Source organism: Roseateles aquatilis (assembly GCF_002205645.1).
GTDB classification, from domain to species: domain Bacteria; phylum Pseudomonadota; class Gammaproteobacteria; order Burkholderiales; family Burkholderiaceae_C; genus Roseateles; species Roseateles aquatilis.
Window position 1 is genome coordinate 19,204 of sequence record NZ_NIOF01000016.1, and the last position, 16,894, is coordinate 36,097.

At 68.5% G+C, this 16,894-nt stretch carries 20 protein-coding genes; 16 read left to right on the forward strand and 4 right to left on the reverse strand.

Annotated features, from left to right (window positions below; genetic code table 11):
• The first annotated feature begins 72 nt into the window (after positions 1-72).
• The 5 genes from CDN99_RS24120 (at position 73) to CDN99_RS24140 (ending at position 4,155) form a co-directional block, all read left to right on the forward strand.
• On the forward strand, positions 73-1,398 hold the full coding sequence (locus CDN99_RS24120) for an immunoglobulin domain-containing protein (protein ID WP_141100961.1): 1,326 nt from the start codon (positions 73-75) through the stop codon (positions 1,396-1,398).
• 10 nt (positions 1,399-1,408) lie between these two features.
• The gene (locus tag CDN99_RS24125; RefSeq protein ID WP_088387603.1) at positions 1,409-1,606 is read left to right on the forward strand and encodes a hypothetical protein; all 198 of its coding nucleotides are present in this window, start codon (positions 1,409-1,411) and stop codon (positions 1,604-1,606) included.
• A gap of 97 nt (positions 1,607-1,703) precedes the next feature.
• Positions 1,704-2,126 (forward strand): GreA/GreB family elongation factor, encoded by a 423-nt coding sequence (locus CDN99_RS24130; protein ID WP_088387605.1) that lies wholly within the window; start codon positions 1,704-1,706, stop codon positions 2,124-2,126.
• Positions 2,127-2,150: 24 nt separating this feature from the next.
• Positions 2,151-2,966: an aminoglycoside adenylyltransferase family protein gene (locus tag CDN99_RS24135; RefSeq protein ID WP_088387607.1), complete on the forward strand. Its 816-nt coding sequence runs from the start codon at positions 2,151-2,153 to the stop codon at positions 2,964-2,966.
• A gap of 238 nt (positions 2,967-3,204) precedes the next feature.
• On the forward strand, positions 3,205-4,155 hold the full coding sequence (locus tag CDN99_RS24140) for a DUF5694 domain-containing protein (RefSeq protein WP_088387609.1): 951 nt from the start codon (positions 3,205-3,207) through the stop codon (positions 4,153-4,155).
• A gap of 129 nt (positions 4,156-4,284) precedes the next feature.
• Here CDN99_RS24140 and CDN99_RS24145 read toward each other — a convergent pair whose 3' ends face one another.
• The 4 genes from CDN99_RS24145 to CDN99_RS24160 all read right to left on the reverse strand — a co-directional run bounded on the left by CDN99_RS24145 (position 4,285) and on the right by CDN99_RS24160 (position 7,727).
• Positions 4,285-5,346 (reverse strand): alpha/beta fold hydrolase, encoded by a 1,062-nt coding sequence (locus CDN99_RS24145; RefSeq protein WP_088387611.1) that lies wholly within the window; start codon positions 5,344-5,346, stop codon positions 4,285-4,287.
• 183 nt (positions 5,347-5,529) lie between these two features.
• A complete protein-coding gene (locus tag CDN99_RS24150) occupies positions 5,530-5,910 on the reverse strand; it encodes a hypothetical protein (protein ID WP_088387613.1) in 381 nt (126 codons plus the stop codon).
• Positions 5,911-5,961: 51 nt separating this feature from the next.
• A complete protein-coding gene (locus CDN99_RS24155) occupies positions 5,962-6,888 on the reverse strand; it encodes a hypothetical protein (RefSeq protein WP_141100962.1) in 927 nt (308 codons plus the stop codon).
• 278 nt (positions 6,889-7,166) lie between these two features.
• Positions 7,167-7,727, reverse strand: a complete 561-nt coding sequence (locus tag CDN99_RS24160) for a hypothetical protein (protein WP_141100963.1) — start codon at positions 7,725-7,727, stop codon at positions 7,167-7,169.
• 355 nt (positions 7,728-8,082) lie between these two features.
• Here CDN99_RS24160 and CDN99_RS24165 point away from each other — a divergent pair, with 355 nt between their 5' ends.
• The 11 genes from CDN99_RS24165 to CDN99_RS24215 all read left to right on the forward strand — a co-directional run bounded on the left by CDN99_RS24165 (position 8,083) and on the right by CDN99_RS24215 (position 16,883).
• Complete coding sequence (locus CDN99_RS24165) at positions 8,083-9,000, forward strand: response regulator (protein ID WP_088387619.1); 918 nt, start codon at positions 8,083-8,085, stop codon at positions 8,998-9,000.
• Between the two features lie 283 nt (positions 9,001-9,283).
• Positions 9,284-9,853, forward strand: coding sequence for a contractile injection system cap protein (locus tag CDN99_RS24170; RefSeq protein ID WP_158218950.1), 570 nt, complete (start codon positions 9,284-9,286; stop codon positions 9,851-9,853).
• Positions 9,850-10,650, forward strand: coding sequence for a hypothetical protein (locus CDN99_RS24175; protein WP_088387623.1), 801 nt, complete (start codon positions 9,850-9,852; stop codon positions 10,648-10,650). The genes CDN99_RS24170 and CDN99_RS24175 overlap by 4 nt, the downstream gene beginning before the upstream one ends.
• Before the next feature lie 11 nt (positions 10,651-10,661).
• Positions 10,662-12,323, forward strand: a complete 1,662-nt coding sequence (locus CDN99_RS24180) for a contractile injection system sheath protein (RefSeq protein ID WP_088387625.1) — start codon at positions 10,662-10,664, stop codon at positions 12,321-12,323.
• Between the two features lie 137 nt (positions 12,324-12,460).
• On the forward strand, positions 12,461-12,919 hold the full coding sequence (locus tag CDN99_RS24185; RefSeq protein WP_088387627.1) for a phage tail protein: 459 nt from the start codon (positions 12,461-12,463) through the stop codon (positions 12,917-12,919).
• Between the two features lie 10 nt (positions 12,920-12,929).
• A complete protein-coding gene (locus CDN99_RS24190; protein WP_088387629.1) occupies positions 12,930-13,445 on the forward strand; it encodes a phage tail protein in 516 nt (171 codons plus the stop codon).
• Positions 13,442-13,672 (forward strand): DUF5908 family protein, encoded by a 231-nt coding sequence (locus tag CDN99_RS24195; RefSeq protein ID WP_088387631.1) that lies wholly within the window; start codon positions 13,442-13,444, stop codon positions 13,670-13,672. The genes CDN99_RS24190 and CDN99_RS24195 overlap by 4 nt, the downstream gene beginning before the upstream one ends.
• 7 nt (positions 13,673-13,679) lie before the next feature.
• Positions 13,680-14,354, forward strand: a complete 675-nt coding sequence (locus CDN99_RS24200; RefSeq protein ID WP_088387633.1) for a CIS tube protein — start codon at positions 13,680-13,682, stop codon at positions 14,352-14,354.
• 18 nt (positions 14,355-14,372) lie between these two features.
• Positions 14,373-16,160, forward strand: coding sequence for a type VI secretion system tip protein VgrG (gene vgrG, locus CDN99_RS24205; RefSeq protein WP_088387635.1), 1,788 nt, complete (start codon positions 14,373-14,375; stop codon positions 16,158-16,160).
• Between the two features lie 14 nt (positions 16,161-16,174).
• A complete protein-coding gene (locus tag CDN99_RS24210; RefSeq protein WP_088387637.1) occupies positions 16,175-16,474 on the forward strand; it encodes a PAAR domain-containing contractile injection system baseplate protein in 300 nt (99 codons plus the stop codon).
• Position 16,475: 1 nt separating this feature from the next.
• A complete protein-coding gene (locus tag CDN99_RS24215; RefSeq protein ID WP_088387639.1) occupies positions 16,476-16,883 on the forward strand; it encodes a gp25 family contractile injection system sheath assembly initiator in 408 nt (135 codons plus the stop codon).
• Positions 16,884-16,894 lie beyond the last annotated feature (11 nt).

The window sequence follows — 16,894 nt, forward strand, 5'->3', positions numbered from 1 at the left end:
CCGCGCCAAAAATGACGCGGCGGCCTCGTTGGCGGACCGAACGCGCAAGCAACGTTCCATCAGGGAGAACCCATGTTTTCAGCAAGACTCAAGAACGCGGCCGTGCTGGCCGCGGTGTCGGTGTTCGTCGCTGCATGCGGCGGCGGCGGGGAGGACACAGCCTCGGTCCGCGTCAAGTCGGCATCGTCCGATGCCCCCGTCATTGCAACGCAGCCGGCCAACGCCTCGGTGCTGACGGGTGGCACGGCCACCTTCACCGTCAGCGCGACGGGCACCGGCCTCGGTTATCAATGGAAGAAGAATGGCGTGGCCATTCCCTCCGCCACCTCCGAGGCCTACACGACGCCGGCGGTCAGCTACGTTGACCACGGCGCGCTGTATACGGTCGAGGTGTCCAGCACGGCCGGCAGCGTCACCAGCACGGCGGCGCAACTCACGCTTGCGCTGAGCGCCAATCAGCAGGCCTTCGAGAGCACGATCCTCGCTCCCGCCGCCGGCAGCCACTTCCTGCACTGGAACCTGCCCTATGCCGGCACCCCGACCAGCGGCACGCATTACGCCTATTCGGACTTCGCGGTGATTCCCGCGTCACCGCTGACGAACGGCCCGCAGCTCAGCGCCCAGAGCGCGCCGAGCAACATCGCGAGCACGCTGGCATTGCTCACGCCGGGGCCCACACGCGTCCTCAAGAACGGCGCGATCCTGGTGGTGCCGGCGCCCAACGTGTCCAACAAGGTGTCCTACGTCGGCAGCGACGTGCGCGTCGACACGATCGCCTCGGACAACGTCACGGTGGCGTACGCGGAGATTCGCAGCAACTACGAGACCGTTGCGCTGACGGGCACGCTCGCCGCGACGCCGGACGACGTCGCCCGTTTCCACAACTCGTTCTTCTCGAATCCGGCCATCCTCGACACGACCCGCTCGTATGCCGCCGGCGCCGGCTACCTCAAGTTCACGCAGACGAACAGCGGCGATCGCTACAACGCCTTCGACTGCACGACCGCGACCACCGGCGCCGCCGTCACGCCGTGCCGCACCGGGACCACGTTGAACAACGTGCTGACCACCGGCATCTCCTCGACCAGCGACGGCGTCACCTATCGCCTGGCTGACGGCGTCGTCGGCACCGTCGGCGGCGTGTCGGTCTGGGTGGCCAACAACCCGCGCCCGCGATCGGCCACGTTGAGCTCGACGGTGCAGTACCGCATCTACTTCCAGCTCAACGGCAACGTCTACACGGGCGCGTTGATCAAGGACGGCACGGTGCTCGGCGGCAGCTACTACGTCTCCAACCCGAATGGCGCCACCGTCAACGACCGACTCACCTTCCTGCCCTTCGACATTCGCTTGAACAAGGCTGCACACGACAGCTTGGTCGCCGCGATGAAGATCTGACGGCCTGGGCGTGGACGTGCACGCGAATGTCCACGGCCACGCCCACGGGCCGGAAGGCCCGGAGTTCGGCGCGCTGCGCGACTCCCCTATGATCGACCCCATGTTCGCGCTGTCCGCCACCACGTCCTGCGCCGCCGGTTCTCCGGTGGCGCGGCACGCGCGCGCGCTCGGGCACCAGCGCCAGCCCCTCGCCGCCGCACTTCCCTGAGCCCGGCGACCCCTCTCCCCCACCCATTCCCCTCGGTCGCCGGGCCCCGCCCCGGGACAACTCGCGCGCGTTCACCGCCGCGTCCATGGAGGAATCGATGGAACTCAACATGAAGCCCCGCCGGCTGAGCTGGCTGGATCACGTCCGCCTGTCCAATCTCGTTCGCGCGCCCCGCGCCGACGCACGTCTGACCGCCCACACCGTCGAGCTGGCCGAGGAAGTCCTCGACCTGGCCGACCAGGTCGACCCTCGCAGCATCCCGCGCCACGTGGTGACGATGCGCTCGCGCGTGGTCCTCGCCAGCGCCGGCGACCGGTCGATGGCAGTCACCCTGAGCTATCCGGGCGAGACCAGCGCCCAGGAGGGCCGCCTGAGCGTCTTCTCGCCGCTGGGGCTGAGCCTGCTCGGCGCGGAAGTCGGCGAGGTCATCCGGTGGTCGGGGCCCGACGGCGAGGAACACACCGCCACGGTCGTCGACATCCCCTTCCAGCCGGAGGCGGCCGGGGACTTCACGACCTGAGCGGTCGGCTATCAGAATCGCCGAATGAGCATCGACACCGCGTCCTCCCAGGCCATCGCGCCCATCGCCGCCCAACTCAAGCGGGCGATGGCCGTCATCGACCGCCACCTCGCCGGCACCGTGACGTCGGTTCACTTGTTCGGCTCCGCCGTCGACGGCGGCCTGAAGCCGAAGAGCGACATCGACCTGCTGGTCACGGTCGGCGAGGCGCCTTCGGCCGCCACCATCGCGGCCCTGATGACCGACCTGCTGACGGCATCGGCGCCCCCGGGCACCGATGCCGGGTTGCGCCCGCTGGAGGTGACGGTGATCGCGCAAGGCGAGATCGTGCCGTGGCGCTATCCGCCGAGAAGGGAGATGCAATTCGGGGAATGGCTGCGGCAGAGCCTCGGTGAAGGCGAGGTCGAACCGCCGATGATCGATCCCGATCTCGCCATCATCCTCACCCAGCTCCGGCTTCACAGCGTCAACCTCGCGGGGCCTCCCGCCACGGAGGCGTTCCAGCCCGTCCCGTCGCAAGACCTCCGGAAGGCGCTTCGGGACACACTCCTGCAGTGGAGCGAGCCCGCCGACTGGGCGGGTGAAGAAAGCCACATCGTGCTCGCGTTGTGCCGTATCGCCCTCACCCTGAAGACCGGAAACATCGCGTCCAAGGACGCCGCCGCGCGATGGTTGCTGGAGCGGCTGCCCGCCGAGCATGAAGCGGTCGTTCGGACCGCCATGCAGGTGTACCTGGGCGCGACCGACGACCTCGCGCGACGGCCGGACGAGGTGGCGGCCTTCATTCACTTCATGACGGCGGAATGCCTGCGAAGGGATGGGGTGTTCCGGGAGGAATGAGCCCCCACGGTGGTTGACCGCTGTCGCGCCCAGGCGAATGGGCACGACCTGACCCCAGCCGTGCGGCGCGTCGAGGTCGCCACCGCTGCCCGATCGGGTCGCGGCCGGAGCGCGCGCCGCGGGATCAACCGATCCGCGTTATCGGCACCCTGGCCCGGTCGGGCTACGTTTCATCGCCCGATGCTGGCAGGCCCGCGGTGGCGGGCCGAGACTCCGCGCCACCAAAGCTCTTGCCTTCATGCTCATGTCCGAAAAGATGCCCGCCGCGACCACGACCGCAGCCACAACCGAAAACGCGACCGCGCCCGTCTCTGGCCTGCTGACAAGCCGCCGTCAGTTGCTCGCCGGCGCCGCCGGTCTGGCGCTGGCCGCCCGAGCCAACGCCAACGCCAACGCCAGCTCCGCGCCCGTCGCAGCCGCCCCCAGCCGACCCCAGTTGCTGATCCTGGGCGTCTATCACTTCGCCAACCCCGGGCGTGACGTCGCCAAGCAGGCGGACGACGACATCCTCGCGCCCAAACGCCAGGAGGCGCTCGAGAAGATCGTGGCCTCGCTGGCCCGCTTCGCCCCCACCGCCATCGCTGTCGAAGAGGTGGCGGCGCAGGACGCAGCGATGGACGAGCGCTATGCGGCATGGCTTGCCGGCACCGCGACGCTGGGGCGATCGGAGATCGAGCAACTGGGCTTTCGCCTGCGGCGCCAGCTCCAGTCGGGCCCCTTGCGAGGCATCGACTGGCGGGGCATGCCGCCTGGCGGCGAGTTCCGCCCCTATGACTACCCGGCCTGGACCGAGGATCAGGCTGCCCGGGGACAACCCGGACCTCGAGAGGCCCTGAAGGCGCAACGCCAGTCGCTGCAGGCCTGGGCCTCCCAGATGGATGTGGCATTGCAGCAGCATGGCCCGGCGGGCGCGCTGCGCCTGCTCAACAGCCCCGACCGTCTCGCGGAATCCCACCGGCGCTACTTCGACTACCTCCGCTTTGGCGATGCCGAATGGGCGGCGGGGGCCAACTACGTCGGGAACTGGATGACCCGCAACCTGCGCATGTTCGAGAACCTGCGCCAGGCCACGCAAGGGCAACCTCGCGTGCTGCTGATCGTGGGCGCTGGCCACGCCCCCTTGCTGCAGCGATACGCCGCCGATTCACAGCGATTCGAGCTGGTGAACGCACTGGACTTCCTGCCTTAGGACAGTCCGCATCACCCGATGAGGGCGCACGCGCACGGGGCCGACACGTCGACTCGACCGGCCGCCCGTCATCGGGGTCGACATGTCGCGCGCTGACGCATCGGCGCATCGGCCTGTCGGCGCCCCTGATCACCACTGCATGAACCGGAGCGCGCGCAGCACGGGTTCTTCGTGCTCGATGAAGAAGTCGGCGTGGCTGCTGTTCTCCACACGCAACAGGGTGCTTCCGGGCAAGGCGGCGACCAAAAGCGCCGCGTCCGCCGCGCGCCCTTCGCGCACGGCGCGCAACATGGCTTCTGCCTCGGAACGCGTGTTGGCGTCGATCTTGTCGGGCAGCCAGGGAAACAGATCCCGCCATGTGCTCGGATAGGCGGAGACCACCAGCGCCCGGGCGCGAACGGCGCGGTAGTCGGGCGAGAAGGCGTGGGCATGCGCCACCATGTCCCGGGCCACGTCATCGGGCGTGTTGACCTGCACCCGGCCATCGGGCAACTCATGCAGCGAGTCGCGCAATTGCGCTTCAAGCGGCGCGGACCAGTTCTTGTTGATACGCCGGGAGAATGCGATGGCCGCCGACATCGAGGCCAGGTCGGCGGCTCCCGGCTCAGGCTCGGCCAGTGGCGATACGCCGGGCTGGGGCTCCTCGATCCCCGCGTCGGGAATGACACGGGTGTAGTCGAAGGTGGTGTCGAAGTAGGCCAGCCCTCGCGTCCGCAACGGATACGTGCCGGCGAAACGGGTGAGCTCGTTGCTGGCGATCGAATGCCCCACCAGCACCGCGCGGTCGATCTCGAGCGCATCCATCAGCACGCGCAGGTCTTCCACCAAGGTCGCTGGGTCGTAACGCGGCCCCGTGCTGGACGGCAGGGGCTTGTCGGACTTTCCATAGCCGCGGCGACTCACCGCCACGACGCGCGTGTTGTGGCCCGCCGCGAGCGCCGGCCCCAGGCTATCGAAGCCGCGGGCATTGCCCCCGAGACCGGCCAGCAGGACATAGGTCAGGCTCGCCCTGACCGGCCCCCATTCACGGACCTGCAGTGAAACACCCGCGGCGACGGCCACGCGACGATCGCGCAGCTCCGTGACTTCGGAGCTTCCGCCGCAGGCCGACAACAGGCCCGCGCCGGTGATTGCGGAAAGACTGGTCTTGAGCGCAAGACGACGCGTGAGACGGACGTGATCCAGAGACATGACGTGGCAAAAGAAGCTTCGACCCGGTCAGTGTGGGCAGCACGCCATGAAGAAGGTCTGAGCCCTCGCTGAAGGTCTCATGAACGTCTCTTCAACTTGGTTCTCCAGGGCCACGACTCATGACGCGTGATCGACGCAAAGACGGCCGCACGCCGTCATCGATGACGTCAGGTCATGCCCATGTCACGCCAATGCCACGACCAGGCTTGCAACAAGCATGCAGATGACCACCGGCAGCCACAGCTGTCGCTCGCGCCTGCTGGGCGTCGCGGCATTGGCGACGCAGCTCAGCGCGCAGTAGCCGACGACCGCCCATGCGCCAACGCGCGATGCCGCGTGGAGTTCCGGCCACATCCATTGCGCGCGAGTCAGGATGACCAGGCTGGACAGGCCCAGCAGCAGCATCGAAAGCAAGGGAATGATCCGCACGCGCCGCGGCAATCGACCACGCCACTTGCCGCCGCAGGTGAGCTCACCCCAAGGCATGCCCAACACGAGCGCGGCCTGGAAGGCGGCGACCACGGTGGAGGCCAGGACGAACAAGAGGGCGGCAGACAGGATCATGCCTCGCATCCTCCGCTCCCCGACTGAACGCCTGATGAAGGACGCTGATGGCTACCCGCCCCAGCCGAGCTCGGATTGCAGATCCTCGAAGTGGCGCTCGCGGTCCTTCTCGCTGAGCGTGGCGGACCAGGCATCACAGGAAGCAAGGGCGGCGGATCTCATTTGAGGATGCAATAGCCGCCCGATGTGCGATTCCAACTCGCAGAACCTGTTCATGATCGGATAGTTTCCGCCGATCCATTGGGTCACGCATTGCGCGGCATCCAGGCCGAGCGGCCCGATGAAAATCGTCTGGAGCATCGCGCCGAGATGCATGGCGCGCAGATCTGCCCGTGTGGCAAGTTCCTGCGCCTGGAAGCTCCTCGCATAGTCCGCGTCCGAAACGCCCGGATCGAAGAAGCGTTGCGCCTGGGTCAGCAGCCCATTCGAGTAATGCGCCAGCATCAGCGCCAGATACAGATCGCGCGGATTCGTCTCCCGGATGAACGCCTGCATCGTCATCTGCTCGACCGCGAAGAAATCGCACCACACCTCTTCGCGTGTTCCCGGCGTGCGAAGGGAGCTGTTCAGCTCGTCGATGCCATCGCCAGCCGCTCGGAGAATCCCCTTGCGCCTCAATGCGATGCGCGCATCGTCGATCGACGTCACATTGGACAGGACGACGCGATCCTTGATTCCCGAGCAGGCCTGCCGAGCCTGCTCCACCTTGTCGTCGATGTTCGTCACCAGCTCCGGCCGGGTGTGAAAGAGCTCGTGCCCGAGCTCATGCAGGAATGTCCACCACCGGATGTGGCGCATCACCGTCTCATGGCGCAGAGGGTCGTCGATGGCGATGCCTGTCTGGACATCGCGCGACCCGATCAGTTGGCTGGCGATCTCGAGGGCCGCGCGCGCGAAAGGGCGTCCGAAGATGAACCCGTTCCGCCACGGACCTGAAGATGACGGACACCAGCAGCAGTTGCAGGTCTTCTTCGTCATGGCGCGCCGCATTGGACAGGGCGAGCGCCACGCAAGCCTCGATCGGATTGAAGAAGCTCTCGTCCCAGACGATGCACCGCTGCTCGCCACCGGCCAGATGAACCAGGCGAACCGTCGCCGCGCTGGTCCTGCAGGGAAGCAGCGGCGTGGAGGACCAGGAGGCAAACCGCTGGAGTATGTCGGCAAGCTCATCGATGTGCGGTCCGCTCGGCTGGTCGCGCGCCATCCGGCCTCTCGACCGCATCTCCCGAACGACCCACAACGGCGCCGGCCGCCCGTCAGTCGTGTTGAGCATGCTTGGCGATGGCCTTCAAAAGCTGGACGACCTGGTCGGGCGTCGCATTCTCGATGTGCACCCCGCCGTCGCTCTCCACGCGCACGGACTGCACCAGCTTGCGCGCGTGCAGCTCCCTGAACCGGGTGTCCACGAAGTCGATCAGCTTGCGCAGCAGCGGACTCGCGGAGGCCAGCGTGACGGCCCACACGATCATGTCGCTGACGCCCTCGATCTCCCGGGTGCGGACCTCCTCGTGCGGCAATCCGGTCAGATCGTCCGACAGCGATTCGCTCTCTCGCTCGGACGTGGTCCAGACCAGGCTGAACGCCGTTGGCGCCTGCGCGGCGTCGGTAATCATGTCGTCGATGGGCATTCGGCACGATCTCCCAGGTGTTGTCGCGATCAACGAAACGACGGGGCGTCGATGACCAGCAGTCAGGGGACATCCGTCACCCCGCTCGGAGCGCATGATTGCATGCCCATGCCGGACCGACAACGCATCCGGCGTGACATCGCGACCGCATCCGCGGGGATCGTCCGTCGCCTTGATGACGACGGTCACGGGCGTCGTGGATCCTGGATCGGGTCCCCGTCCACCCTGTCGGCGCAAGCGCGCCGATCGATCGAAAAAATCAGCGACAGGAATGCCCTGAGCCTCGCGCCACCTCAGGACCAAAGACATCAGCCAGGCGCTGACCCGACGCTTCCGGATTGCTGACTGCACCCCTGCTTTCCTGCCCATTTCCCGCAGCGCGGAATCCCCGACTCACCACGGAAAATCGCCACGAAACCCGACACGGTGTCTCGATGGCCCTCCTGCAAGCTCTTACAAGTTGACGTCGCGACGCGCGGCTCACTACGCTGCGCATCCGCCATCAAGAGCGGGTAGCCGGCGCATCGCCGACAGGGGGTCCCACATGCAAGTCGCGACATTCCAAGAGTCCGCGCCGGAACGCCGCGCCGACGCATCGATCCTGCCTGTCATGGCGCTGTCGGGCCGTCCCGGCGGCGCCCGTCACGGCCGCCAGCAGCAACAGGACGAGCTGGCCCAGTTGCTGGCGCAGGCCCTGCGTCAGCTGGACCAGGTGCCGCAGCCCTGCCAGGACACCCGGCAATCGCGCCTCCTGATCGCGCAGGCGCTCGCCGCCACCCGCGGGCCCGAGCGCCCGGCCGCGGGCCCCGTCATCCGTGTCATCGTCGCGGACGACCACGTGCTGGTGCGCGAGGGCCTGGTCGCGCTGCTGGAGCGCGAGATCGACCTGGAAGTCGTCGCGCAGGCCCGCGACGGGCTGGAGCTGTTCCGGCTCGCCCGCGACCACCAGCCCGACCTGCTGCTGATCGACATGGCCATGCCGGTGATGAACGGCCTGGAGGCGCTGCGCCGCATCCGCGCCGAGGCCCTGCCCTGCAAGGCGATCTGCCTGGCCGTGGAGGCGCTGCCCAGGCAGGTGGTGTCGGCGCTGGACGCCGGCGCGCAAGGCTATGTATTGAAGGAGAACTCCTTCGACGAGCTGGTGCGCGGCGTGCGCCGCGTCATGCAGGACCAGATCTTCCTCAGCGGCGAGCTGCTGCAAGGCACCCTCGCCGGCATGCGCCAGGACCCGCGCGAGCTGCCGCTGGCCCAGCTCACCGCGCGCGAGCGCGAGATGGTGCAGCTCTTCTCCGAGGGCTACAGCGCGCAGCAGATCGCCGACCAGTTGCACGTCAGCGCCAAGACCGTGGCCACGCACCGCGAGCACGTCTACGCCAAGCTGCGCATTCAGAGCATCGCCGAGTTGACGCGCTTCGCGCTGCGCGAGGGGCTGTCCACCATGGACGCGCGCCCGCCCCGCTGAGCAAGCCCGGCCTCGTCGCCGGCCCCATCCCATCCCATGGATCCTGCCGTCGCGACATTCCGTCGCGACGCGCCATCGTGCGTCGCCTCGCCGCGCGATCACATCGCGACAGCGCGTCGTTGCGCCGCGTCTCGGCGCATTCCACCGCGCCGCCGCGCCTGCCGTACCCTTCGAATCAGCACTTCCGCCACGCCGATTCAGCAACCGTCCGATGCCCCGCGAAGGTCCGCCACCTTACCGTTGCGCCACTTTCCGAAACCGGGATTCCGGCCACAGGCACCGCATGATCGACGTCGCACTCCAGCTGCTTGCTCGACAGCTCAACCAGCACCTGCGCCAGCGCCTCGGCGCGGACGAGGACATGGTCGTGCTGAGCAACCTGCTCGAGCAGAGCGGCGGCCCGGTGCCGCTGGCGCAGCACAAGCTGGTGCTGTTCCTGGCCGGCATCGAGCGCGACACGCTCGCGCACCGCGCCGCCCAGCCCGCCGGGCTGCAGCAGCGCCTGCAGACGCCGGAGCCGGTCTACCTCAACCTGCTCATGATGTGCGCCGCCAACTTCAGCGGCACCAACTACTCGGAGGCGCTGAAGTGCCTGTCCGGCGCGATCGCCTTCTTCCAGGCGCGTCCGGTGCTGGACCACCAGAACTGCCCCGACATGGACGGCACGCTGGACCGCCTGACGCTCAACATCGAGAACTTGAGCAGCGCCGAGATGCACAGCCTCTGGGCCATCCACAGCGGGCGCTACCTGCCGTCGGTGCTGTACCGCGTGCGCCTGGTCAGCCTCGACGGCCAGTGGGCGCGCGGCCGCGACATCGTCATCGGCCAGACCGACGTGCGGGGCCTGTCATGAGGGACGCCGCCCACCTCGTGCCCGACTTCCCGCCGACCGACGCGGCCGGCCGATCGACGCCGCCGGCCCCGTCGCCGCCACGCGCGCCCTCGCCGCTGCGTTACCGCGAGCTGATGCGGCTGAGCATCGCGCACGAATACTTCGACGACGGTCCCGCCCGCGGCCTGACCCTGGAGCCCGAGCCCGACTGTGCCGCCTGGCTGCGCCGGCACGCGCTGATCGTCCGCCAGGACCAGGGCGCGCTGCTGCTGGCCGCCGCCGAATCGCAGCTGCCTGCGCTGTGGCAGGACCTGCGCGCCGCCGCGGCCCGGGGTCAGGTGTTGCTGGCCTGGCGGCTGCGCTCGCGCGATCCGGACTTCGACCGCTACACCGAGCGTCGCGCGCCGCGCCGCGTGCAGCCGGACCCGGGTAGCGCCGCCGATCTGCCGGACTGGCTGGCCGCGCTGCCGCTGCGCCCGACGCTGCGCCTGCGCGCCCGCCTCAGCACCTGGAAGTACCTGCTGGTCGGCGACTGGCCCAGCGGCCCGCTGACGCTGAGCGAGCGCGCCGGCCGCGCCGAGTTCCGCCGCGACGAGCCCGAGCGGCTCGACGACGGCCGGCTCGCGCAGGTCTTCCGCTCCACGCGTCGCCTGCCGCTGCGCGAGCGCGGCAGCCTGCGCCTCGAATTGCAGGACCTGGGCGGCACCGCGCCGCGCCGCCTGCTCAACCCCGTTCCGTTGGCCGCGCCCGCCGGCCTGATTTGCGAGCAACGTGCAGGCCGACGTCGGCCCGTGCACGAAATCTTCCTCAACCGCTGAAGGAGCAAACCATGGCCGTGATGAAAACGCCAGGGGTCTACATCGTCGAGAAGAATGCCTTCCCCAACTCGGTGGTGGAAGTCGCCACCGCCGTGCCGGCGTTCATCGGCCATACCGAGTTCGCCGACAACCGAAACGCCCCGCTGGAGATGACGCCCTGGCGCATCAGCTCCATGGCGGAGTACCACCAGTTCTTCGGCGGCCCGCCCAAGCCGCTGTTCAACATCGCCGAGGTGCCCGCCGCCGGGGCCGCTGGCGACGGCGGGGCCGCCGATGCCGCCCCGGCCGCCCCGCGCCGCCCCGACTTCAAGGCCGCGCCCGGCGTCGACCTGGATGCCAAGGGCTACGTCATGACCCAGGTGCCCGGCAAGGACGGTGGCGACTTCGGGCTCTACCAAGCGCTGCGTCACTTCTATCAAAACGGCGGCGGGCCCTGCTACATCGTCTCCGTCGGCGACTACAAGAACGATTTCGACATCGACAAGTTCAAGGCCGGCATCGAGGCCCTGCTCAAGGAGCAGGAGCCCACCATGGTGCTGGTGCCCGAGGCCGTGCGCCTGGAAGAGGACGCCTGCATCGACCTGCAGCAGGCCATGCTGATGCACTGCGGCGACAAGACCCGCAGCCGCATCGCCATCCTGGACGTCTACAACGGCGACAAGGAACTCAACGACGGCATGCCGGTCGACAAGTTCCGCAACAAGCTGGGCATCAACTTCCTGGACTTCGCCGTCGCCTACTACCCCTGGCTCAACACCACGGTGGTGGGCGAGAAGGACCTGAGCTTCGAGAACATCAACCCCACCAGCATCGCGCTGCTCAAGACGCTGATGCGCGCCGAGCTGCGCCTGCCCGACGCGCTGCCCGCCGACGCGACCGAGCCGACGAAGGCGCTGTTCAACGCCATCAACGAGATCGACACCGACTTCAAGGCCGCCGTCCTCACCGAAGCCGCCGCCAAGACGCCTCCCCAGGTGCTCACGCCCGACCAGGTCAAGGCCGGCGTGGTGGCGCGCACGGCGCTGCTGAACAAGACGCTGGTCCGCGCCAGCTCGGTCTTCAACACCGTGATGGCGGAGGCCCGCCGCCGCCTCAACGTCATGCCGCCCGGCGCCGCGATGGCCGGCGTCTACACGATGGTGGACAACACCCGCGGCGTCTGGAAGGCCCCGGCCAACGTCAGCCTGGCCGGCGTGGTGTCGCCCACGGTCAGCATCTCGGCCGAGCAGCAGGAGGACCTGAACGTCACCGCGCAGGGCAAGTCGGTCAACGCCATCCGCAGCTTCATCGGCGAAGGCGTGCTGGTCTGGGGCGCGCGCACGCTGGACGGCAACAGCCTGGACTGGCGCTACCTCAACGTGCGCCGCACGATGATCATGCTGGAGCAGTCCTGCAAGCTGGCCGCCAAGGCCCTGGTCTTCGAGCCCAACACGGCCAACACCTGGGTCACGATGAAAAGCATGATCGGCAACTTCCTCACCAGCGTGTGGAAGCGCGGCGGCCTGATGGGCGCCGTGCCGGAGGACGCGTTCAGCGTGCACGTCGGCCTGGGCGAGACCATGACGCCCGACGACGTGCTCGAAGGCATCCTGCGCGTGACCGTGCTCGTGGCCATGGTGCGGCCGGCCGAGTTCATCGAGATCACCTTCCAGCAGCAGATGCCCAAGTCGTGACGCCCGCGCGAGGCGCGCCGCGGGGCGCCGCCTCGCGTCCCCCCGATCCATCGCGCGATCGCTGACCCGACCCCTCGCGCGCCCCATGGCGCCGCCGATCGCGCAACCCATCAAGCAACCGCAACGGAGCAACAGAAATGGCTGATGACGGTTCCAAGCAATCCACCAATGTCTGGCCCCTGCCCAAGTTCTATTTCCAGGTGAAGTGGGACTCCGCCGTGCTGTCCTTCGAGGAAGTCTCGGGGCTGGACGTCGAGGCCCAGCCCATCGAGTACCGCCACGGCGACAGCCCGGTGTTCTCGCCCATCAAGATGCCTGGCCTCAAGAAGTACGGCAACGTCACGATGAAGAAGGGCGTCTTCAAGTCGGACAACAAGTTCTGGGACTGGTTCAACCAGATCAAGATGAACACGGTCAAGCGCATCCCCGTGACCATCAGCCTGCTGGACGAGGAAGGCAAGCCGACGATGGTGTGGACGCTGACCAATGCCTGGCCGACCAAGATCACCGGCACCGACCTCAAGGCCGAGGGCAACGAGGCCGCCGTCGAGACCATCGAGGTCGCGCACGAAGGCCTGACCATCGCCAACGGCTGAGGCCCGCGCCGTGCCGCGCAACGCCACCGACTGGATGAAGGCGCCCGGCCTGGCGCAGGACCTGGACCTGCGGGTCGAGCTGCCCGTGGCCTTCGCCTTCAAGGTCGAGTTCTTCAACGTGCCCGGCCACGGCGGGCCGCTGCAGTGCTCGTTCCAGGAGGTCTCCGGCATGGAGCAGACGCTGGAGACCGAGGAGGTGCCCGAGGGCGGCGAGAACCGCTACGTCCACCAGCTCCCCACCCGCGCCAAGGCCAAGCGGCTGACGCTGCGGCGCGGGCTGGTGGACCGCGGCTCGCCCTTCGTCGCCTGGTGCCGGCGCAGCCTGCAGGGCGGCATGGAAGTACCGCTGCAGCTGGTGGATGTGAAGGTTCAGCTGTTCGGGCAGCTCAACCAGCCGCTGCTGGTCTGGAGCTGCAACGGCGCCTTCCCGGTGCGCTGGAACATCGACAGCTTCGAATCGACCAAGAACGAGGCGGCGATCGAGGAAATCGAGCTCGCCTACCGCAACTGCGTGAGTCCGTCATGACCCTGGAAGTCCGCCAACTGGTGCTGCGCGCCCACGTCCGCGACGACGACGACAGCGAGGACGACGCCGCCGGCAGGCCCGGCGCCCGGCAGGCCGACGCCGCCTCGGGCGGTTGCGGCGGCGGCGGCGAGGACGGCTGCGAGGACAAGGAAGCGCTCAAGGACGAGATCCTGGCCGCCTGCCAGGTCTGGCTGCGCGAGCAGCTGCGCCACATCGACGAACGGTGAGGCGCGCATGGCCAAGCAACCCCTGACCCTCACCGCGCTGCAGCTCAACAAGAACGGGCCGCCCACGCCGATCAAGGGCAAGACCTACCAGCTCATGATCAACCCGTCGGAGTTCTCGCATCAGCGCAGCATTTGCTACAACACCCGCAAGACGATGGGGCAGACCAGCAATCCCGCGCGCTTCGCGGCGATGAACCCGGACAGCATCGCCTTCAGCGTGATCTTCGACGGCACGGGCGTGATCCCGTCGCGGCCCGACCAGCCGTCCGACGTCACCGGCCAGATCGAGACGATGTGCGCTGTCGTCTACGACTACGAGAGCGAGGACCACGAGCCCCACCACCTGCGCGTGGCCTGGGGCACGCTCAGCTTCGACTGCCGGCTCAAGAGCTTCGACACGCAGTACACGCTGTTCAAGTCCAGCGGCGCGCCGCTGCGCGCCAAGGTGGACCTGGCGCTGACGGGCTTCGCCACCTACAGCCTGGCCAACTACAAGGCCAACCGCGCCTCGCCCGACCTCAGCCACAGCGTGCTGGTGGTGGACGGGGACACGCTGCCGCTGCTGTGCCTGCGCATCTACGGCGACGCGCGCTACTACCCGGAGGTGGCCGCCTTCAACGGCCTGACCGAGTTCCGCCGCCTGGCGCCCGGCAGCCGCCTGCACTTCCCGCCGCTGAGCTGAACGCCCGCCAGGCCCGCCATGCCCATCAGTCCCGCCCTCACCGACACCGGCCCGCTGCGCCTGACCGTCAGCTGCGCCGGCGAGGACCAGCCCGACCTGCCCCTGGTCTCGGTGACGGTGCGCCATGCGCTGAACACCATCTCCTGGGCGCAGATCGTGGTGGTGGACGGCGACATGCCCAACAACGCCGTGCCGCTGGGCGACGGCAGCCTCTTCAAGCCCGGCACCGCGATCGTGGTGAAGGCCGGCTACGGCGACGACGAGTCCGAGATCTTCAGCGGCGTGGTCGTGCGCCAGGGTTTCAAGATCGGCGCCAACAACTACAGCCGGCTGGAGATCGAGTGCCGCCACGCGGTCTGCACGGCCACGCTGGGCCGGCGCAGCGCCCACTACACCCAGCAGACCGACAGCGCCATCATCGAAACCCTGCTGCGCCGCCACGGCGTCAGCGCGCAGGTCGAGTCCACCGCCGTCACCCACCCCGAGCTGGCCCAGCATTACTGCAGCGACTGGGACTTCATCGTCGCCCGCGCCGACGCCATGGGCCTGGTGTTGCGGCTGGCCGGCCCGAAACTGGTGGTGGAGAGCCCCGCCTTCGACGCGGCCGCCGCGCTGAGCGTGACCTGGGGCGACGACCTGATCGACTTCAGCGCCGACATCGACGCGCGCACGCAATGGACGTCCGTGCAGGCGAGCAGCTGGGACCCGTCGCAGCAGGACCTGCTGCAAGGCGCCAGCGAGGCGCCGATCGACGGCAACGCGCACGGCGACCTCAAGGGCGCGACGCTCTCGACGCTGGGCGGACTGGACCCGCTGGCGCTGCAGAGCTGCACGCCGCTGGGCAAGGACATGCTGGACGCCTGGGCCAAGGCCACGCAGCTGAAGGCGACGCTGGCACGCCAGCGCGGCCGGCTGAGCTTCCAGGGCAACGCGCTGGCCGTGCCAGGTGCGCTGGTCGAGCTGAACGGCGTCGGCAAGCGCTTCGGCGGCGACGTCTACCTCACCGCCGTGCAACACGAGATCACGAACGGCGACTGGATCACGCACGGCGAGTTCGGCCGCCATCCCGACTGGCAGATGGAGCGCCGCGACGTGCTGGCGCCGCCCAACTCGGGCCTGCTGCCCGGCATCTCGGGCCTGCACATCGGCGTGGTGATGAAGCTGGACGAGGACCCGCTGGGCGAGTCCCGCGTGCAGGTGCGGCTGCCCGCGCTGCAGGCCGAGGCGCCGGGCATCTGGGCGCGGCTGACGCAGCTGCATGCGTCCTCGGGCTTCGGCCACTTCTTCGTGCCGGAGATCGGGGACGAGGTGCTGCTGGGTTTCCTCAACGACGACCCCTGCCACCCGGTGGTGCTGGGCTCGCTCTACAGCAGCAAGCGCCAGCCGCCCTACGCCTTCGAGGCGGAGAACGACACCAAGGCCATCGTCACGCGCTGCCTGCACCGCATCGAGTTCAACGAGAAGGACAAGATCATCACCGTGGTCACGCCCGGCAAGAACACGGTGGTGCTGGACGACAAGGACAAGAGCATCCTGGTCAAGGACGAGAACGGCAACAGCGTCAAGCTGTCCAGCGCCGGCATCGTGCTGGACAGCCCCAAGGACATCAAGCTCACCGCCGGCGCCGGCATCGCGATGAAGGCCAGCACCGGCATCACGCTGGACTGCGACGCCGACATCAAGTCCTCCGCGCTGAACATCGCGGCCGAGGCCAAGGTCGGGTTCACCGGCAAGGGCTCGGCCACCGCCGAGCTGTCGGCGTCCGGCCAGACCACCGTCAAGGGCGGCCTGGTGATGATCAATTGAGACCGGAGGTCCCCATGCCGCCCGCCGCCCGCCTCACCGACCTGCACACCTGCCCGATGCAGACCCCGGCCGTGGTGCCCATCCCGCACGTCGGCGGCCCCGTCATCGGGCCGGGCGTGCCGACGGTGCTGATCGGCAAGCTGGTGGCGGCGGTGGTCGGGGACAACGCCGTCTGCGTCGGCCCCCCGGACGTGATCGTCAAGGGCTCGGCCACGGTGATGATCGGCGGCCGGCCGGCGGCACGCGTGGGCGACACCACCGCCCACGGCGGCGCGATCACCCTGGGGCTGCCCACCGTCATGATCGGAGGATGAGATGAGCTTCCTGGGCCGTGGCTGGAGCTTCCCGCCCCGCTTCGACGCCGACAAGCGCGTCGCGATGGTGACCGACCGCGAGGACATCGAGGAAAGCCTGCGCATCCTCTTCCACACCCGCCGCGGCGAGCGCGTGATGCAGCACGGCTACGGCACGCAGCTGCATCGCATGGTCTTCGAGGAAGTCACCGACCAGACGCTGACCGAGCTGCGCGACATGCTGGAGAAGGCGGTGATGTATTTCGAGCCGCGCATCGAGCTGGAACAGCTGGACATCCGCCGCTCCGAGGACGACCTAGGCACGCTGCTGCTGCAGCTGGACTACCGCATCCGCACGACCAACACGCGGCACAACATGGTCTACCCGCTGTACCTGGACCAGGCCACCCACCCGGTGCCGGCGGGCTGAGCACCGCGCCA